A 14,813-nucleotide genomic window follows, 5' to 3' on the forward strand; every position below is an offset into this window, starting at 1 on the left:
TGTTTTGTTCTTATTTTAATTATAAACCATGACATAAGAAAACGAGCATCTCTAACTACGGAAATGCTCGTTTTTTTGATAGTTAGAAGTGGGTTTTTGCCCAGCCTCTTCTTATGCCTAGAATTAGCTTTCATTTGGCAAGAGGAACCCTTGAAGCTGTTTCGTTAGCTAAACCAAGGCTAGTCTTAGCCTTGGCTCACCAGCCTAACAGCATCAAGCCTCTTATCAAATGAAATCGAGTACTAGCTATAAGCCAGTTGAACCATCTAATTTTTAGGAGGGCTGGGTGGCTAACTTCATTATAGAACTTTCATTTGCTACAAAAATTTTAGAAAAAAGTGTATTTTTTTGTAAAAGGCTTTACAAAAAAAAATAAAGTGGTATAATTAAATCATAGAAGGTGCAAACGTTTTCGTAAAACATTTGCCTAAATAAAAATAAAGGAGATTTGAATGATGAAAGATACATTCAAAAATGTCTTGTCTTTCGAATTTTGGCAAAAATTCGGTAAGGCTTTGATGGTGGTTATCGCGGTTATGCCGGCTGCTGGTTTGATGATTTCAATCGGTAAGTCTATCGTGATGATTAACCCAACCTTTGCACCACTTGTGATCACAGGTGGAATTCTTGAGCAAATCGGTTGGGGGGTTATCGGTAACCTTCACATTTTGTTTGCCCTAGCCATTGGAGGAAGCTGGGCTAAAGAACGTGCTGGTGGTGCTTTCGCCGCTGGTCTTGCCTTCATCTTGATTAACCGTATCACTGGTACAATCTTTGGTGTATCAGGAGATATGTTGAAAAATCCAGATGCTATGGTAACTACTCTCTTTGGTGGTTCAATCAAAGTTGCTGATTACTTTATCAGTGTTCTTGAAGCTCCAGCCTTGAACATGGGTGTATTCGTAGGGATTATCTCAGGTTTTGTAGGGGCAACTGCTTACAACAAATACTACAACTTCCGTAAACTTCCTGATGCACTTTCATTCTTCAACGGGAAACGTTTCGTACCATTTGTAGTTATTCTTCGTTCAGCAATCGCTGCAATTCTACTTGCTGCCTTCTGGCCAGTAGTTCAAACAGGTATCAATAGCTTTGGTATCTGGATTGCCAACTCACAAGAAACTGCACCAATCCTTGCACCATTCTTGTATGGTACTTTGGAACGTTTGCTCTTGCCATTTGGTCTTCACCATATGTTGACTATCCCAGTGAACTACACAGCTCTTGGTGGTACTTATGACATTTTAACTGGTGCAGCTAAAGGTACTCAAGTATTTGGTCAAGACCCACTATGGCTTGCATGGGTAACAGACCTTGTAAACCTTAAAGGTACTGATGCAACTCAATACCAACACTTGTTAGATACAGTACATCCAGCTCGTTTCAAAGTTGGACAAATGATCGGTTCATTCGGTATCTTGATGGGTGTGATTGTGGCTATCTACCGTAATGTTGATGCTGACAAAAAACACAAATACAAAGGTATGATGATTGCGACAGCTCTTGCAACATTCTTGACAGGGGTTACTGAACCAATCGAATACATGTTCATGTTCATCGCAACACCTATGTATCTTGTTTACTCACTTGTTCAAGGTGCTGCCTTCGCTATGGCTGACGTTGTAAACCTACGTATGCACTCGTTCGGTTCAATCGAATTCTTGACTCGTACACCTATTGCAATCAGTGCTGGTATCGGTATGGATATCGTTAACTTCGTTTGGGTAACTGTTCTCTTTGCCGTAATCATGTACTTTATTGCAAACTTCATGATTCAAAAATTCAACTACGCAACTCCAGGGCGTAACGGAAACTACGAAACTGCTGAAGGTTCAGAAGAAGCTAGCAGTGAAGTGAAAGTTGCAGCAGGTTCTCAAGCTGTAAACATTATTAACCTTCTTGGTGGACGTGCAAACATCGTTGATGTTGACGCATGTATGACTCGTCTTCGTGTAACTGTTAAAGATGCAGATAAAGTAGGAAATGCAGAGCAATGGAAAGCAGAAGGAGCTATGGGTCTTGTCATGAAAGGAGAAGGAGTTCAAGCTATCTACGGACCAAAAGCTGACGTATTGAAATCTGATATCCAAGATATCCTTGATTCAGGTGAAATCATTCCTGAAACTCTTCCAAGTAAAATGACAGAAGCACAACAAAACACTGTTCACTTCAAAGGTCTTACTGAGGAAGTTTACTCAGTAGCAGATGGTCAAGTTGTTGCTTTGGAACAAGTAAAAGATCCAGTATTTGCTCAAAAAATGATGGGTGATGGATTTGCTGTAGAACCTGCAAATGGAAACATTGTATCTCCAGTTTCAGGTACTGTATCAAGCATCTTCCCTACAAAACATGCTCTTGGTCTTGTGACTGAAGCAGGTCTTGAAGTACTTGTTCACATTGGCTTGGACACAGTAAGTCTTGAAGGAAAACCATTTACAGTTCATGTTGCGGAAGGACAAAAAGTTGCAGCAGGTGATCTTCTTGTTACAGCTGACTTGGATGCTATCCGTGCAGCAGGTCGTGAAACTTCAACAGTCGTTGTCTTCACAAATGGTGATGCAATTAAATCAGTTAAATTAGAACAAACAGGTTCTCTTGCAGCTAAAACAGCAGTTGCTAAAGTAGAATTGTAATATACTTGAGGTTGGAAGCTGTTTTCCAACCTCTTGTTTTAGGAGAAAAGCATGAAATTTTTAACACTCAATACTCATAGCTGGATGGAAAAAGAAGCTGAGGAAAAATTCCAGCTCTTGCTTAAAGATATTCTTGAAAAGGACTATGATTTGATTTGTTTCCAAGAAATAAATCAGGAGATCACTTCGCAAGAGGTGGAGGTTAATGACTTTTATCAAGCATTGCCAGCAGCAGAGCCTATTCACCAAGACCATTATGTTAGACTCTTGGTTGAAAAGTTGTCAGAGCAAGGGAAAAATTACTACTGGACCTGGGCTTATAACCATATCGGTTATGACCGATACCATGAAGGTGTGGCTATCTTGTCTAAAACACCGATTGAAGCTAGAGAAATTTTGGTTTCAGATGTGGATGATCCAACAGATTATCATACTCGCCGTGTCGCCCTGGCTGAAACTGTAGTCGATGGAAAGGATCTTGCAGTTGCCAGTGTCCACCTTTCTTGGTGGGATAAAGGTTTTCAAGAAGAATGGGCACGATTTGAAGCTGTATTGAAAGAATTGAATAAGCCACTTTTACTAGCTGGAGATTTCAACAATCCAGCTGGTCAGGAGGGTTACCAAGCTATTTTAGCTAGTTCATTAGGATTACAAGACGCTTTTGAAGTTGCTCAAGAGAAAAGCGGTAGCTATACCGTTCCACCAGAAATTGATGGCTGGAAAGGGAACACTGAACCCCTTCGAATCGATTATGTCTTTACTACCAAAGAGTTAGCGGTAGAAAATTTACATGTCGTATTTGATGGTAACAAGAGTCCACAAGTGAGTGATCACTATGGCTTGAATGCTCTTTTAAATTGGAAATAATAACTGAAAAGAGGTTGGAATCATGAGTTCCATCCTTTTTCTGACTAGAAAAGCTACAGGAAATAGCCTAAATAAGTGAGACTACTGAAATGGAATAAAATGTGGTATAATTGATAGGATAGATAGAATCGAGGATATTATGTCATTTACGAAATTTCAATTTAAAAACTATATTAGAGAAGCCTTGCAGGAGTTGAAATTTACAACTCCAACAGAGGTACAAGATAAGTTGATTCCCATTGTCTTAGCAGGCCGAGATTTGGTTGGAGAATCAAAAACAGGTTCAGGTAAGACTCACACTTTCTTGTTACCGATTTTCCAGCAATTAAATGAAGCTAGCGATAGTGTGCAAGCAGTGATTACTGCACCGAGTCGTGAGTTGGCTACTCAAATTTACCAAGCAGCCCGTCAGATTGCTGTCCACTCAGAAGTGGAAGTTCGTGTGGTTAATTATGTGGGTGGTACGGATAAGGCTCGCCAGATTGAGAAATTGGCAAGCAATCAGCCTCATATTGTCATCGGGACTCCAGGTCGTATCTATGACTTGGTCAAATCTGGTGATTTGGTCATTCACAAGGCTAAGACCTTTGTCGTCGATGAAGCCGATATGACCTTGGATATGGGATTCTTAGAGACAGTCGATAAGATTGCAGGGAGCCTTCCAAAAGACTTGCAATTCATGGTCTTTTCAGCGACAATTCCACAAAAATTGCAACCGTTCTTGAAAAAATACTTGTCAAATCCTGTCATGGAAAAAATCAAGACAAAAACGGTCATTTCTGATACCATTGATAATTGGTTGATTTCTACTAAAGGACGTGACAAGAACGCTCAAATTTATCAATTGACTCAGTTGATGCAACCGTATTTGGCAATGATCTTTGTTAACACAAAAACGCGTGCTGATGAGTTACATGCCTACTTGACTGCTCAAGGATTGAAGGTAGCAAAGATTCATGGAGATATTGCCCCTCGTGAACGCAAGCGGATCATGAATCAGGTGAAAAATCTGGATTTTGAGTACATTGTCGCAACGGACTTGGCAGCGCGTGGAATTGACATTGAAGGTGTCAGCCATGTTATCAATGATGCCATTCCGCAAGACTTGTCCTTCTTTGTTCACCGAGTTGGACGAACTGGGCGCAACGGACTGCCTGGTACGGCTATTACCCTTTACCAGCCTAGTGATGACTCGGATATCCGTGAGTTGGAGAAATTAGGAATCAAGTTTACTCCTAAGATGGTCAAAGACGGAGAGTTTCAAGATACCTATGACCGTGATCGTCGTGCCAATCGTGAAAAGAAGCAGGACAAGCTTGATATTGAAATGATTGGCTTGGTTAAAAAGAAAAAGAAAAAAGTCAAACCAGGTTATAAGAAGAAAATTAAATGGGCGGTTGATGAAAAACGCCGCAAAACCAAGCGTGCTGAAAATCGCGCTCGTGGCCGTGCAGAGCGTAAAGCAAAACGCCAAACATTTTAAGGCAATTGTTGGAGTATTGAGCTCCAACTTTTTTAATTATGTGACTTTCAGTCCGTCTCGCTCCGTTAGGTGCGAGACAAAAAAACACCCGCTATGCGGGTGTGCGTCGAAGGTTATACCAAAAAAACTCCAAACGCGATACAATAAAGGTGTTCAAGCCAATTGTAAAGCGAAAGGAGAAAAATATGGCACAAAAGGCTCATAGTTTATCGCACACAAAGTAGCACTGTAAGTATCACTTTGTGTTCACCCCTAAGTATAGACGAAAAGTCATCTAAAATCAATATCGAAGTAGTTTATCACATTCGAATCACAAAAAATTTTAAAAAATGGCAATATTTGTTAACAAGGATTTCGTAGTTTGTTATAATGTAGTTGTAAATGATTAAGATTGATAATCAAAAAATAAAGAGGGGAATGTCATGAATAAGAAATATAATATAGTTCTATTATTGTTGTTTATAGTTTATTTATTGGGATATTTTTCAATTTCAAAAACGTTAATTCCTATAATGTGTGTGATCCAAGTATTTTTGATAGAACATATATTTAAAGTTCGAAATAGAATTATTCAAATAGGTGAAATTATAATAATTGTTGCTTCTATAATATTATTTATTGATAGTATATTGAATTTGTAACAAAAGGCTTCTCTATAAAATCAAACTTTCTGGATATCTACTGAAGCTGATTTATATCCTCATATTTCTTCTACTATATTCATTCGTCACTAAATTTGACAGACACATATTACTGATACAGCCTCTCTAGCTACAATCTCAAAGTTAATACTCTTCGAAAATCTCTTCAAACCACGTCAGTTTTGCCTTGCCGTACTCAAGTACAGCCTGTGGCTAGCTTCCTAGTTTGCTCTTTGATTTTCATTGATAAAAAGAAATGCTCCTCCAAGACGGAAGAGCATTTTTTATTGTGATTTTGATTCGGTTTCAGCCGACTCTGGGTGGAGTTCTTGGTAACTTGGTGCCTTGAAAAGGTCAGTACTGGTTTTACCTTGTCGTTGGCTAAAGAGGCTCGTTGATTGACTACCTTTTTCCTGCTCAATCTTTTGCAGAATTGGTAAAGAATTGAGGTAAGAAATACTTTCTGTATCAACTTTTCCAAGATGATCTGCTTGGTAGAAACGTATCAAATCACCAGTTTGAATCTGATCGCTGATTTTCAGCTGTTGACTGGCTGCTTGACGAACGATTTCTAGTTCAGTCTGAGCTTGTTCGTCAAGATTACTGATTTCAAGACCGCTTTCAGTATAGTAGGTTCGTCCATCATAACTGGTATATTTAGGTGTGACGAAGGAATTGGCTGTGCGAAAGGCAACGGTTTCTTGGTGGTCTGGTGATAGGAGGTCTTGTCCGACTTGAAGGAAGGAATTGGACTCAATACCAAGGAGGTGTTCGAGAGTCGGTAAGATATCGATTTGCCCGCCGTAGGTATTGATAATTTGTCCTTTTTCATAACCAGGCATGACCACCATAAAAGGCACTCGTTGCAACATAGCATTATCGTAATTAGACCAGTTCTCAGAGGTCTTTCCAATCAATGATGCCAGATCAGGATTGCGAGAGTTGGAAATGCCATAATGGTCTCCGTAAATGACGATGATGGAATTTTCATAGAGGCCACTTTCTTTGAGATAGTCAAAGAAAGCCTTGATGGCACTGTCCAGATAGTTGGCTGTTTGAAAGTAGCCGTTGATAGTTTCATCTTTGGTCTTGGCCAAGGGGAAACCAAGCTCATCGCCCGTCAGATTGCTAGCATAAGGATAGTGATTGGACACCGTGATATACTTAGCGTAAAAAGGCTGCTGCAAGTGCTCCAGATACTGGATAGAATCTTTCATCATGATTTTATCATTCAAACCATATTGGAAAGAATTGCTACTGTCCTGCTTGGTAAAATAGGATGCATCAAAGAAGTACTGATAGCCCCATTGTTTGTAGGTCGTATTTCGATTCCAGAAGGTCCCGATATTACCGTGAAAGACAGCACTTGATTGGTAGCCGTTTTTTGATAGGATAAAAGGCGCTGCCTGCTGGGTATTGGTACCTCCGTAGTTGACCATAAAGGAACCTTGGTCAAGCCCAAACAAACCTGTTTCCAGCATGGTTTCCGCATCTGAGGTCTTACCAGCCTTGACTTGGTTAAAGATATTCGAAAAGGCTAGGGTTGATTTCGAATGGTAGAGGGAATTGAGAAAGGGAGTGACTTCATGCTCAGTTCCCTCTAAGTTGAGTTTATAGTCAAGCAGGAACTGTTGGAAACTCTCCAAGTGGAGATAAATCACATTTTTCCCTTTAGCCAAGCCAAAATAGTCTGGATTGGGCCTAGCCGAATGCTCTTGAATATAATCTGTAATAGGTTGAAGGTCAGTCTCAGAGGCCTTAGCACGTTCCTTGTTGGCGCTGTAGGATTGATTGGCACTATAACCTAGAAAGGCTGGCAAACTGAGGGCACGAACAACATAATAATTCGAAAATCCTCGTGACAGGAGATCGGGACGTTCAATTTCAGCCAAGAAAAGATTAGCAGAAAAGAGCAGGGCTGAGAGAGCAGTGATAGCAACACTCGAGCGGAATTTGAAAGGTCTCCTATCTAAATGGATGAATTTTTTAAAGAAAAGGAAAGCCAGCAGTGGGAAATCCATAAAATAGATGAAATCCCAAGGACGCAGTAACTCTAGTTCCGCAGTACCAACAGATACCTTGCTGACCACCTTCATGGTATTAGCCGTGATAAAGTCGCTAAATTCTCGATAGTAAAAGACATTGGAATAAAGCCAAATAAACAAAAGGCTGTAAATAGCAATACTAAGACTATAAAAAATCTTGGTTGACCGAGCGTAGAGGGCTAGAGCCAGCAGGAGTAACCCCAAGGGAAGGGGATTGAAGAAAGCGATAAAGGCAAGGTAATTTCCCTGTAATTTGCCCACTTGAATATCTAAATTAAAGTCAACGGTATAGGCTAATAAGGTTTTGAGCCAATATAGGATTAAAAGGGCTAGGACAAAACCCAGTCTGGTACCGATGGCTTTTTGGATTTTGTTAAAATTGCTTTTCACACATTTACTTCCTAATTTTTAATTAGTATTAGTATACCATTTTTTAAAAGAAGAGTAAAAAAGCAAGGGTAGTTTCTTTTTTGAGAATTGGCTAAAAGTTTGATATAATGGTAGTTATGAATAGAATAAGAGTTAGCAAAAGGGTTGAAAAGAAGCTCGCTAAGGGGCTAGTTTTACTAGAAACCAGTGATCTTGAGAATGTCAATCTTAAGGATCAGGAAGTAGAAGTGCAGAGTCAGGAAGGAACCTTTCTTGGGACTGCCTATCTTTCGCAGCAAAACAAGGGCTTGGGCTGGTTTGTTAGTAAAGACAAGGTGATCTTTAATCAAGCTTTCTTTGAAACGCTGTTTAGACAAGCTAAAGAAAAGAGAAGCGCCTACTATCAAGATGATTTGACAACTGCCTTTCGTCTCTTCAACCAAGAGGGAGATGGCTTTGGCGGTCTGACAGTGGACCTTTATGGCGACTATGCTGTCTTTTCTTGGTATAACTCTTATGTTTATCAGATTCGTCAGACCATTTCAGAAGCCTTTAGACAGATTTTTCCTGAGGTTTTAGGGGCCTATGAGAAGATTCGCTTTAAGGGTCTAGACTATGAATCTGCACACGTTTATGGTCAACAAGCACCTGACTTTTTCACTGTTCTGGAAAATGGTGTTCTGTATCAAGTCTTTATGAATGATGGCTTGATGACAGGGATTTTTCTAGACCAGCATGAGGTTCGTGGTAGTCTGGTTGATGGATTGGCTATGGGCAAATCTTTGCTCAATATGTTTTCTTATACAGCAGCCTTTTCAGTAGCTGCGGCCATGGGAGGAGCAAGCCAGACAACTTCGGTTGACCTAGCCAAGCGTTCACGAGAATTGTCTCAAGCGCATTTTCAGGCAAATGGGCTCAGCATAGACGACCACCGTTTTATAGTTATGGATGTCTTTGACTATTTCAAATATGCCAAGCGAAAAGGCCTGACCTACGATGTGATTGTTCTAGATCCGCCTAGCTTTGCTCGGAACAAAAAACAAACATTCTCTGTGGTCAAGGATTATCACAAGTTGATTTCCCAGAGTCTGGAGATTTTAAATCCGGGAGGGATTATCATTGCCAGTACCAATGCTGCCAATGTTTCCCACCAGAAATTTACAGAACAAATTGATAAAGGCTTCGCAGGAAGAAGTTACCAGATTTTAAACAAATACGGTCTTCCAGCAGATTTCGCCTATAATAAAAAAGATGAAAGTAGTAATTACCTCAAGGTGATTAGTATGAAGGTTAGTAAATGAAATTAATCGTTTCAGTAATGCCAAGAAGTTTAGAGGAGGCCCAGGCTCTGGATGCCACGAGGTATCAGGATGCTGATATCATTGAATGGCGTGCCGACTATCTGCCTAAAGAAGCGATTTTGCAGGTGGCTCCAGCTATTTTTGAAAAATTCGCAGGTCGTGAGTTGGTTTTCACTCTGCGAACTCGCGCTGAAGGGGGAGAAATTGACCTTTCTCCAGACGAATACATCCATCTAATCAAGGAAGTGGCGCAACTCTATCAACCAGACTATATTGATTTTGAGTACTACAGCTACAAGGATGTTTTTGAGGAAATGTTGGACTTCCCAAATCTCGTTTTGAGTTACCACAATTTCCAAGAAACGCCTGAAAATATGATGGAAATCTTGTCAGAGTTGACGAGCCTAAATCCAAAACTTGTTAAGGTTGCGGCTATGGCTCACACGGAGCAGGATGTCTTAGACTTGATGAACTATACACGAGGCTTTAAAACCCTCAATCCTGAGCAGGAATATGTGACTATTTCTATGGGCAAGGTGGGTAAAGTCTCTCGTATCACTGCGGATGTGACGGGTTCTAGCTGGTCCTTTGCTAGTCTAGATGAGGCTAGTGCCCCTGGTCAGATTTCTCTAGCTAGCATGAAAAAAATCAGGGAGATTTTGGATGAAGCTTGATGGCTATACACGTTTAGCTGCAGTTGTTGCCAATCCTATTAAGCATTCTATTTCGCCCTTTATCCACAATAGGGCCTTTGAGGCAACAGCTACCAATGGTGCTTATGTGGCTTGGGAGATTGAAGCGAGTGACTTGGCCGAAACAGTGGCTAATATTCGTCGCTACCAGATGTTTGGAATCAATCTGTCCATGCCCTATAAGGAGCAAGTGATTCCCTATTTGGATGAGCTGAGTGACGAAGCGCGCTTGATCGGTGCGGTCAATACGGTTGTCAATGATAATGGAACTTTAATTGGATATAATACAGATGGCAAGGGATTTTTTAAGAGCTTGCCTTCTTTTACAATTACAGGTAAGAAGATGACCTTGCTGGGTGCAGGTGGTGCGGCCAAGTCCATTTTGGCCCAGGCTATTTTGGACGGCGTCAGTCAGATTTCGGTCTTTATCCGTTCAGTTTCTATGGAAAAAACAAGACCTTATCTAGACAAGTTACAGGAGCAGACAGGCTTTAAAGTGGACTTGTATGCTTTAGAAGATGTTCCTGTCTTGCAGGAAAGGATTGCCGAGTCGGATTTACTGGTCAATGCCACTAGTGTTGGGATGGATAGTCAATCCTCTCCAGTTCCGGAAAGCATCAATTTGCCAGAAAATATCTTGGTAGCAGATATCATTTACCAACCCTTTGAAACACCGTTTTTGAAATGGGCTAGGAGTCAGGGCAATCCAGCGGTCAATGGCCTGGGAATGTTGCTCTATCAGGCTGCAGAAGCTTTTCAACTGTGGACAGGCAAGGAAATGCCAACAGAAGAAATTTGGCAGTCTTTAACCGAAAAATACCAATAAAGAAAGGGAGATTCTCCTATGAAAATCAGAATCGATATTCCTCATCATCCTTATGATATTCAGATTGAAAAAGGTTGTCTGGCCCAGGCTGGTCAATGGTTGCGAGAACTCTGGCAACCGCAAAAAGTGGTCATTGTAACAGATAACCATGTAGCTTCTCTTTATGCAGAAAAGGTCAAGCTCAGCCTAGAAGATGCTGGTTTTCAGGTGGCGGTATTTGACTTTTTAGAAGGCGAAGAAAGAAAAAATTTAACCACTGTTCAGAAAGTCTATGAATTCCTAGTTAAGCAGGGGCTGACTCGTAGCGATGGAATTGTGGCTCTTGGTGGTGGTGTCGTTGGAGACCTGGCTGGCTTTGTAGCCTCTACCTATATGCGGGGCATTCACTTTGTTCAGATTCCGACCAGCTTGACAGCTCAAGTGGATTCTTCTATCGGTGGAAAGACAGGTGTTAACACTCCATTTGCTAAGAATATGGTGGGTACCTTTGCCCAACCAGATGGGGTTCTGATTGATCCGCTTGTCCTTGAAACGCTTGGAAAAAGAGAGTTGATTGAAGGGATGGGTGAGGTCATCAAGTATGGCTTGATTGAGGATCCAGAACTATGGACTCTATTGACGGAACTGGATGGTTCTGTAGAGAGCATTTTGGGGTATGCAGAGACTTTGATTGAACATTCTTGTCAGGTTAAGCGCAAGATGGTAGTTGAGGATGAGTTGGATAATGATGTTCGCCTTTACCTCAATTTTGGCCATACAATTGGTCATGCTATTGAAGCGACGGCTGGTTATGGCAAGGTCATGCATGGAGAGGCTGTGGCTATGGGCATGGTGCAGATTTCCAAGGTTGCTGAGGAAAAAGGCCTTATGCCAGCTGGTATTACCCAATCTATCACAGAGATGTGTCAGAAATTTGGACTTCCTGTTGATTATGAAAGCTGGGATGTTGGTAAGCTTTATCAAGCTTTGACTCATGACAAGAAAGCACGTGGCAACACCTTGAAATTGGTCTTGGTGCCAGAGCTTGGTTCAGCGACCATTCACCCAGTTTCTCTGGAAGAGATGAAAGACTACTTGGTAAAATAAGGAGAACGTATGAGATATTTAACTGCAGGAGAATCACACGGTCCTCGTCTAACGGCTATTATTGAAGGAATTCCAGCTGGACTTCCTTTGACAGCTGAGGATATCAATGACGACCTTAAACGCCGTCAGGGTGGCTACGGTCGTGGTGGTCGTATGAAGATTGAGAGTGACCAGGTTGTCTTTACTTCGGGCGTTCGTCACGGGAAAACGACAGGGGCTCCTATTACCATGGATGTCATCAATAAGGACCACCAGAAATGGCTGGATATCATGTCTGCGGAGGACATTGAAGACCGCCTTAAAAGCAAACGAAAAATTACCCATCCTCGTCCAGGACATGCCGATTTGGTTGGGGGCATCAAGTACCGTTTTGATGATTTGCGAAATTCTTTGGAGCGTTCATCAGCTCGTGAAACAACCATGAGAGTAGCAGTCGGGGCTGTAGCCAAACGCCTCTTGGCTGAACTGGATATGGAGATTGCCAACCATGTCGTGGTCTTTGGTGGCAAGGAAATCGATGTACCTGAGAATCTGACAGTAGCTGAAATAAAGCAACGAGCTGCCCATTCTGAAGTTTCTATTGTCAACCAAGAACGAGAACAGGAAATCAAGGATTATATTGACCAAATCAAACGTGACGGTGATACCATCGGGGGAGTTGTGGAGATAGTCGTCGGAGGGGTACCAGTTGGCCTCGGTTCTTATGTTCAATGGGACAGAAAATTGGATGCGCGATTGGCCCAAGCAGTTGTCTCTATCAATGCCTTTAAAGGAGTGGAATTTGGTCTTGGATTTGAAGCTGGTTACCGTAAAGGTAGCCAGGTCATGGATGAAATTCTCTGGTCTAAAGAAGACGGTTATACTCGCCGTACTAACAATCTGGGTGGCTTTGAAGGTGGTATGACTAATGGGCAACCCATCGTTGTTCGTGGAGTTATGAAGCCCATTCCTACTCTTTATAAACCACTCATGAGTGTAGATATCGAGACTCACGAACCCTACAAGGCAACCGTGGAGAGAAGTGATCCGACCGCTCTTCCAGCTGCCGGTGTGGTTATGGAAGCTGTTGTGGCAACGGTTCTAGCACAAGAAATCCTTGAAAAATTCTCATCAGATAATCTTGAGGAACTAAAAGAAGCAGTTGCTAAACACCGAGACTATACAAAGAACTATTAAGGAGTTCCTATGGCAAAAACAATCTATATCGCAGGTCTTGGTTTGATTGGTGCCTCTATGGCACTTGGTATCAAACGTGATCATCCAGATTATGAAATTTTAGGTTATAATCGCAGTCAAGCTTCGAGAGATATTGCTTTGAAAGAAGGCATGATTGACCGTGCAACAGATGATTTTGCCAGTTTTGCTCCTTTGGCAGATATCATCATTCTCAGCTTGCCAATCAAACAGAACATTGCTTTTATTCAGGAGTTGGCCGACTTGGACTTGAAAGAAGGAGTGATTATCTCGGATGCGGGCTCAACCAAGTCATCCATCGTAGATGCGGCGGAGCAGTATTTTGCTGGCAAGCCTGTTCGTTTTGTCGGGGCCCATCCCATGGCTGGTAGCCACAAGACAGGGGCTGCTTCTGCGGATGTTAATCTCTTTGAAAATGCCTACTATATCTTCACACCTTCGAGCCTGACAAGTCCTGACACACTTGAGGAAATGAAGGATTTGCTTTCAGGTCTTCACGCTCGCTTTATCGAGATTGATGCCAAGGAGCACGATCGGGTGACTTCTCAGATTAGCCATTTTCCTCATATTCTGGCCTCCAGTCTCATGGAGCAGACCGCGGTCTATGCTCAAGAACATGAGATGGCAAGGCGCTTTGCGGCCGGTGGTTTTCGAGATATGACCCGAATTGCGGAAAGCGATCCGGGTATGTGGACCTCCATTCTCTTATCTAATCGTGAAACCATTCTGGATCGAATTGAGGACTTCAAGGAGCGCTTAGATGAGGTTGGACAAGCCATCAGCAAGGGAGATGAGGAGCAGATTTGGAACTTTTTCAACCAAGCACGTGCGCAACGGCAGGCTATGGAAATCCATAAGCGTGGTGGTGTGGATAGCTCTTACGACCTCTATGTCGACGTTCCCGATGAAGAAGATGTCATCTTGCGTATTTTGGAATTGCTACGAGGAACTTCCTTGGTCAACATCCACATCAACGAAGAAAACCGTGAGGATATTCACGGGATTCTACAAATCTCATTTAAAAATGCTCAAGACTTAGAACGAGCCAATCACCTAATAACAGCAAACACCGACTACACAGTCGTTGTCAAATAAGGAGAAAATCATGTCAAAAATAAATAAATAAATCAATATTTGGTATTATCTTTATTTCTTTTATCCTACTTAGTGCTTGTGCTGTTAAAAAAGATGTGAAAACTAATTCAGAAGCAAGTGTCGAGACAAAAAATGAACCATCCAAGAAAGAAACAAGTTCAGAGAAAACTAATTCAAAGTATGTAGACGATAGAATTATTAATAGACTTCCTGCGAAACTAAAATCCTAGTTCACGGTTGATAATTCCAGCAATCAAATTCATTCGTAATCCAAACCGTTTGCGTCGATTTCGATAGGTTGTTGAAAATATTTTAAACGTTTTTACTTTGGCAAAAATATTCTCAACCTTGATTCTCTCTTTAGATAGCGCATGGTTATAGGCTTTATCTTCAAGAGTTAGTGGCTTAAGTTTGCTTGATTTCCTCGGAGTTTGCGCTTGTGAATACATCTTCATGAGTCCTTGATAACCACTGTCTGCCAAGATTTTACCAGCTTGTCCGATATTTCTGCGACTCATTTTGAACAATTTCATATCGTGGCAATAGTTCACAGCGATATCCAAAGAAACAATTCTCCCTTG

The 14,813-nt window shown here is 41.5% G+C and carries 11 protein-coding genes and 1 pseudogene; 10 read left to right on the top strand and 2 right to left on the bottom strand.

Annotation, left to right across the window (positions count from 1 at the left end; all coding sequences use genetic code 11):
- Positions 1 to 452 precede the first annotated feature (452 nt).
- The 4 genes and pseudogenes from FGQ53_RS09180 to FGQ53_RS09195 all read left to right on the top strand — a co-directional run.
- Positions 453 to 2,633, top strand: coding sequence for a PTS transporter subunit IIBC (locus FGQ53_RS09180; RefSeq protein WP_138338077.1), 2,181 nt, complete (start codon positions 453 to 455; stop codon positions 2,631 to 2,633).
- A 51-nt stretch (positions 2,634 to 2,684) separates the two neighbouring features.
- Entirely contained in the window at positions 2,685 to 3,500 is an 816-nt protein-coding gene (locus tag FGQ53_RS09185) for an endonuclease/exonuclease/phosphatase family protein (RefSeq protein ID WP_138338080.1), read from the top strand.
- Between the two features lie 139 nt (positions 3,501 to 3,639).
- Complete coding sequence (locus FGQ53_RS09190; protein ID WP_138338082.1) at positions 3,640 to 4,983, top strand: DEAD/DEAH box helicase; 1,344 nt, start codon at positions 3,640 to 3,642, stop codon at positions 4,981 to 4,983.
- Positions 4,984 to 5,168: 185 nt separating this feature from the next.
- Positions 5,169 to 5,258, top strand: a pseudogene (locus FGQ53_RS09195) (IS200/IS605 family transposase); the annotation flags it as partial.
- 650 nt (positions 5,259 to 5,908) lie between these two features.
- Here FGQ53_RS09195 and FGQ53_RS09205 read toward each other — a convergent pair.
- The gene (locus tag FGQ53_RS09205) at positions 5,909 to 8,059 is read right to left on the bottom strand and encodes an LTA synthase family protein (protein WP_138338087.1); all 2,151 of its coding nucleotides are present in this window, start codon (positions 8,057 to 8,059) and stop codon (positions 5,909 to 5,911) included.
- A gap of 116 nt (positions 8,060 to 8,175) precedes the next feature.
- Between FGQ53_RS09205 and FGQ53_RS09210 the strand changes: the two genes are divergently transcribed.
- The 6 genes from FGQ53_RS09210 to FGQ53_RS09235 are packed head-to-tail and all read left to right on the top strand — an operon-like array spanning position 8,176 to position 14,232.
- A complete protein-coding gene (locus tag FGQ53_RS09210) occupies positions 8,176 to 9,339 on the top strand; it encodes a class I SAM-dependent rRNA methyltransferase (protein ID WP_171019130.1) in 1,164 nt (387 codons plus the stop codon).
- On the top strand, positions 9,336 to 10,013 hold the full coding sequence (gene aroD, locus FGQ53_RS09215; RefSeq protein WP_138338093.1) for a type I 3-dehydroquinate dehydratase: 678 nt from the start codon (positions 9,336 to 9,338) through the stop codon (positions 10,011 to 10,013). The genes FGQ53_RS09210 and aroD overlap by 4 nt, the downstream gene beginning before the upstream one ends.
- On the top strand, positions 10,003 to 10,857 hold the full coding sequence (locus tag FGQ53_RS09220) for a shikimate dehydrogenase (RefSeq protein ID WP_138338097.1): 855 nt from the start codon (positions 10,003 to 10,005) through the stop codon (positions 10,855 to 10,857). Before aroD ends, FGQ53_RS09220 begins: the two co-directional genes overlap by 11 nt.
- 18 nt (positions 10,858 to 10,875) lie before the next feature.
- Complete coding sequence (gene aroB, locus FGQ53_RS09225; RefSeq protein ID WP_138338100.1) at positions 10,876 to 11,943, top strand: 3-dehydroquinate synthase; 1,068 nt, start codon at positions 10,876 to 10,878, stop codon at positions 11,941 to 11,943.
- A 9-nt stretch (positions 11,944 to 11,952) separates the two neighbouring features.
- Entirely contained in the window at positions 11,953 to 13,119 is a 1,167-nt protein-coding gene (gene aroC / locus FGQ53_RS09230; protein ID WP_138338103.1) for a chorismate synthase, read from the top strand.
- A gap of 9 nt (positions 13,120 to 13,128) precedes the next feature.
- A complete protein-coding gene (locus FGQ53_RS09235; RefSeq protein ID WP_138338106.1) occupies positions 13,129 to 14,232 on the top strand; it encodes a prephenate dehydrogenase in 1,104 nt (367 codons plus the stop codon).
- Positions 14,233 to 14,450: 218 nt separating this feature from the next.
- Here the strand turns inward: FGQ53_RS09235 and FGQ53_RS09240 are convergent.
- On the bottom strand, positions 14,451 to 14,813 hold a 363-nt coding region (locus tag FGQ53_RS09240; protein ID WP_138338108.1), incomplete at its 5' end, for a transposase.

The sequence above is a fragment of the Streptococcus mitis genome (genome assembly GCF_005844455.1).
Classification (GTDB): domain Bacteria; phylum Bacillota; class Bacilli; order Lactobacillales; family Streptococcaceae; genus Streptococcus; species Streptococcus mitis_BF.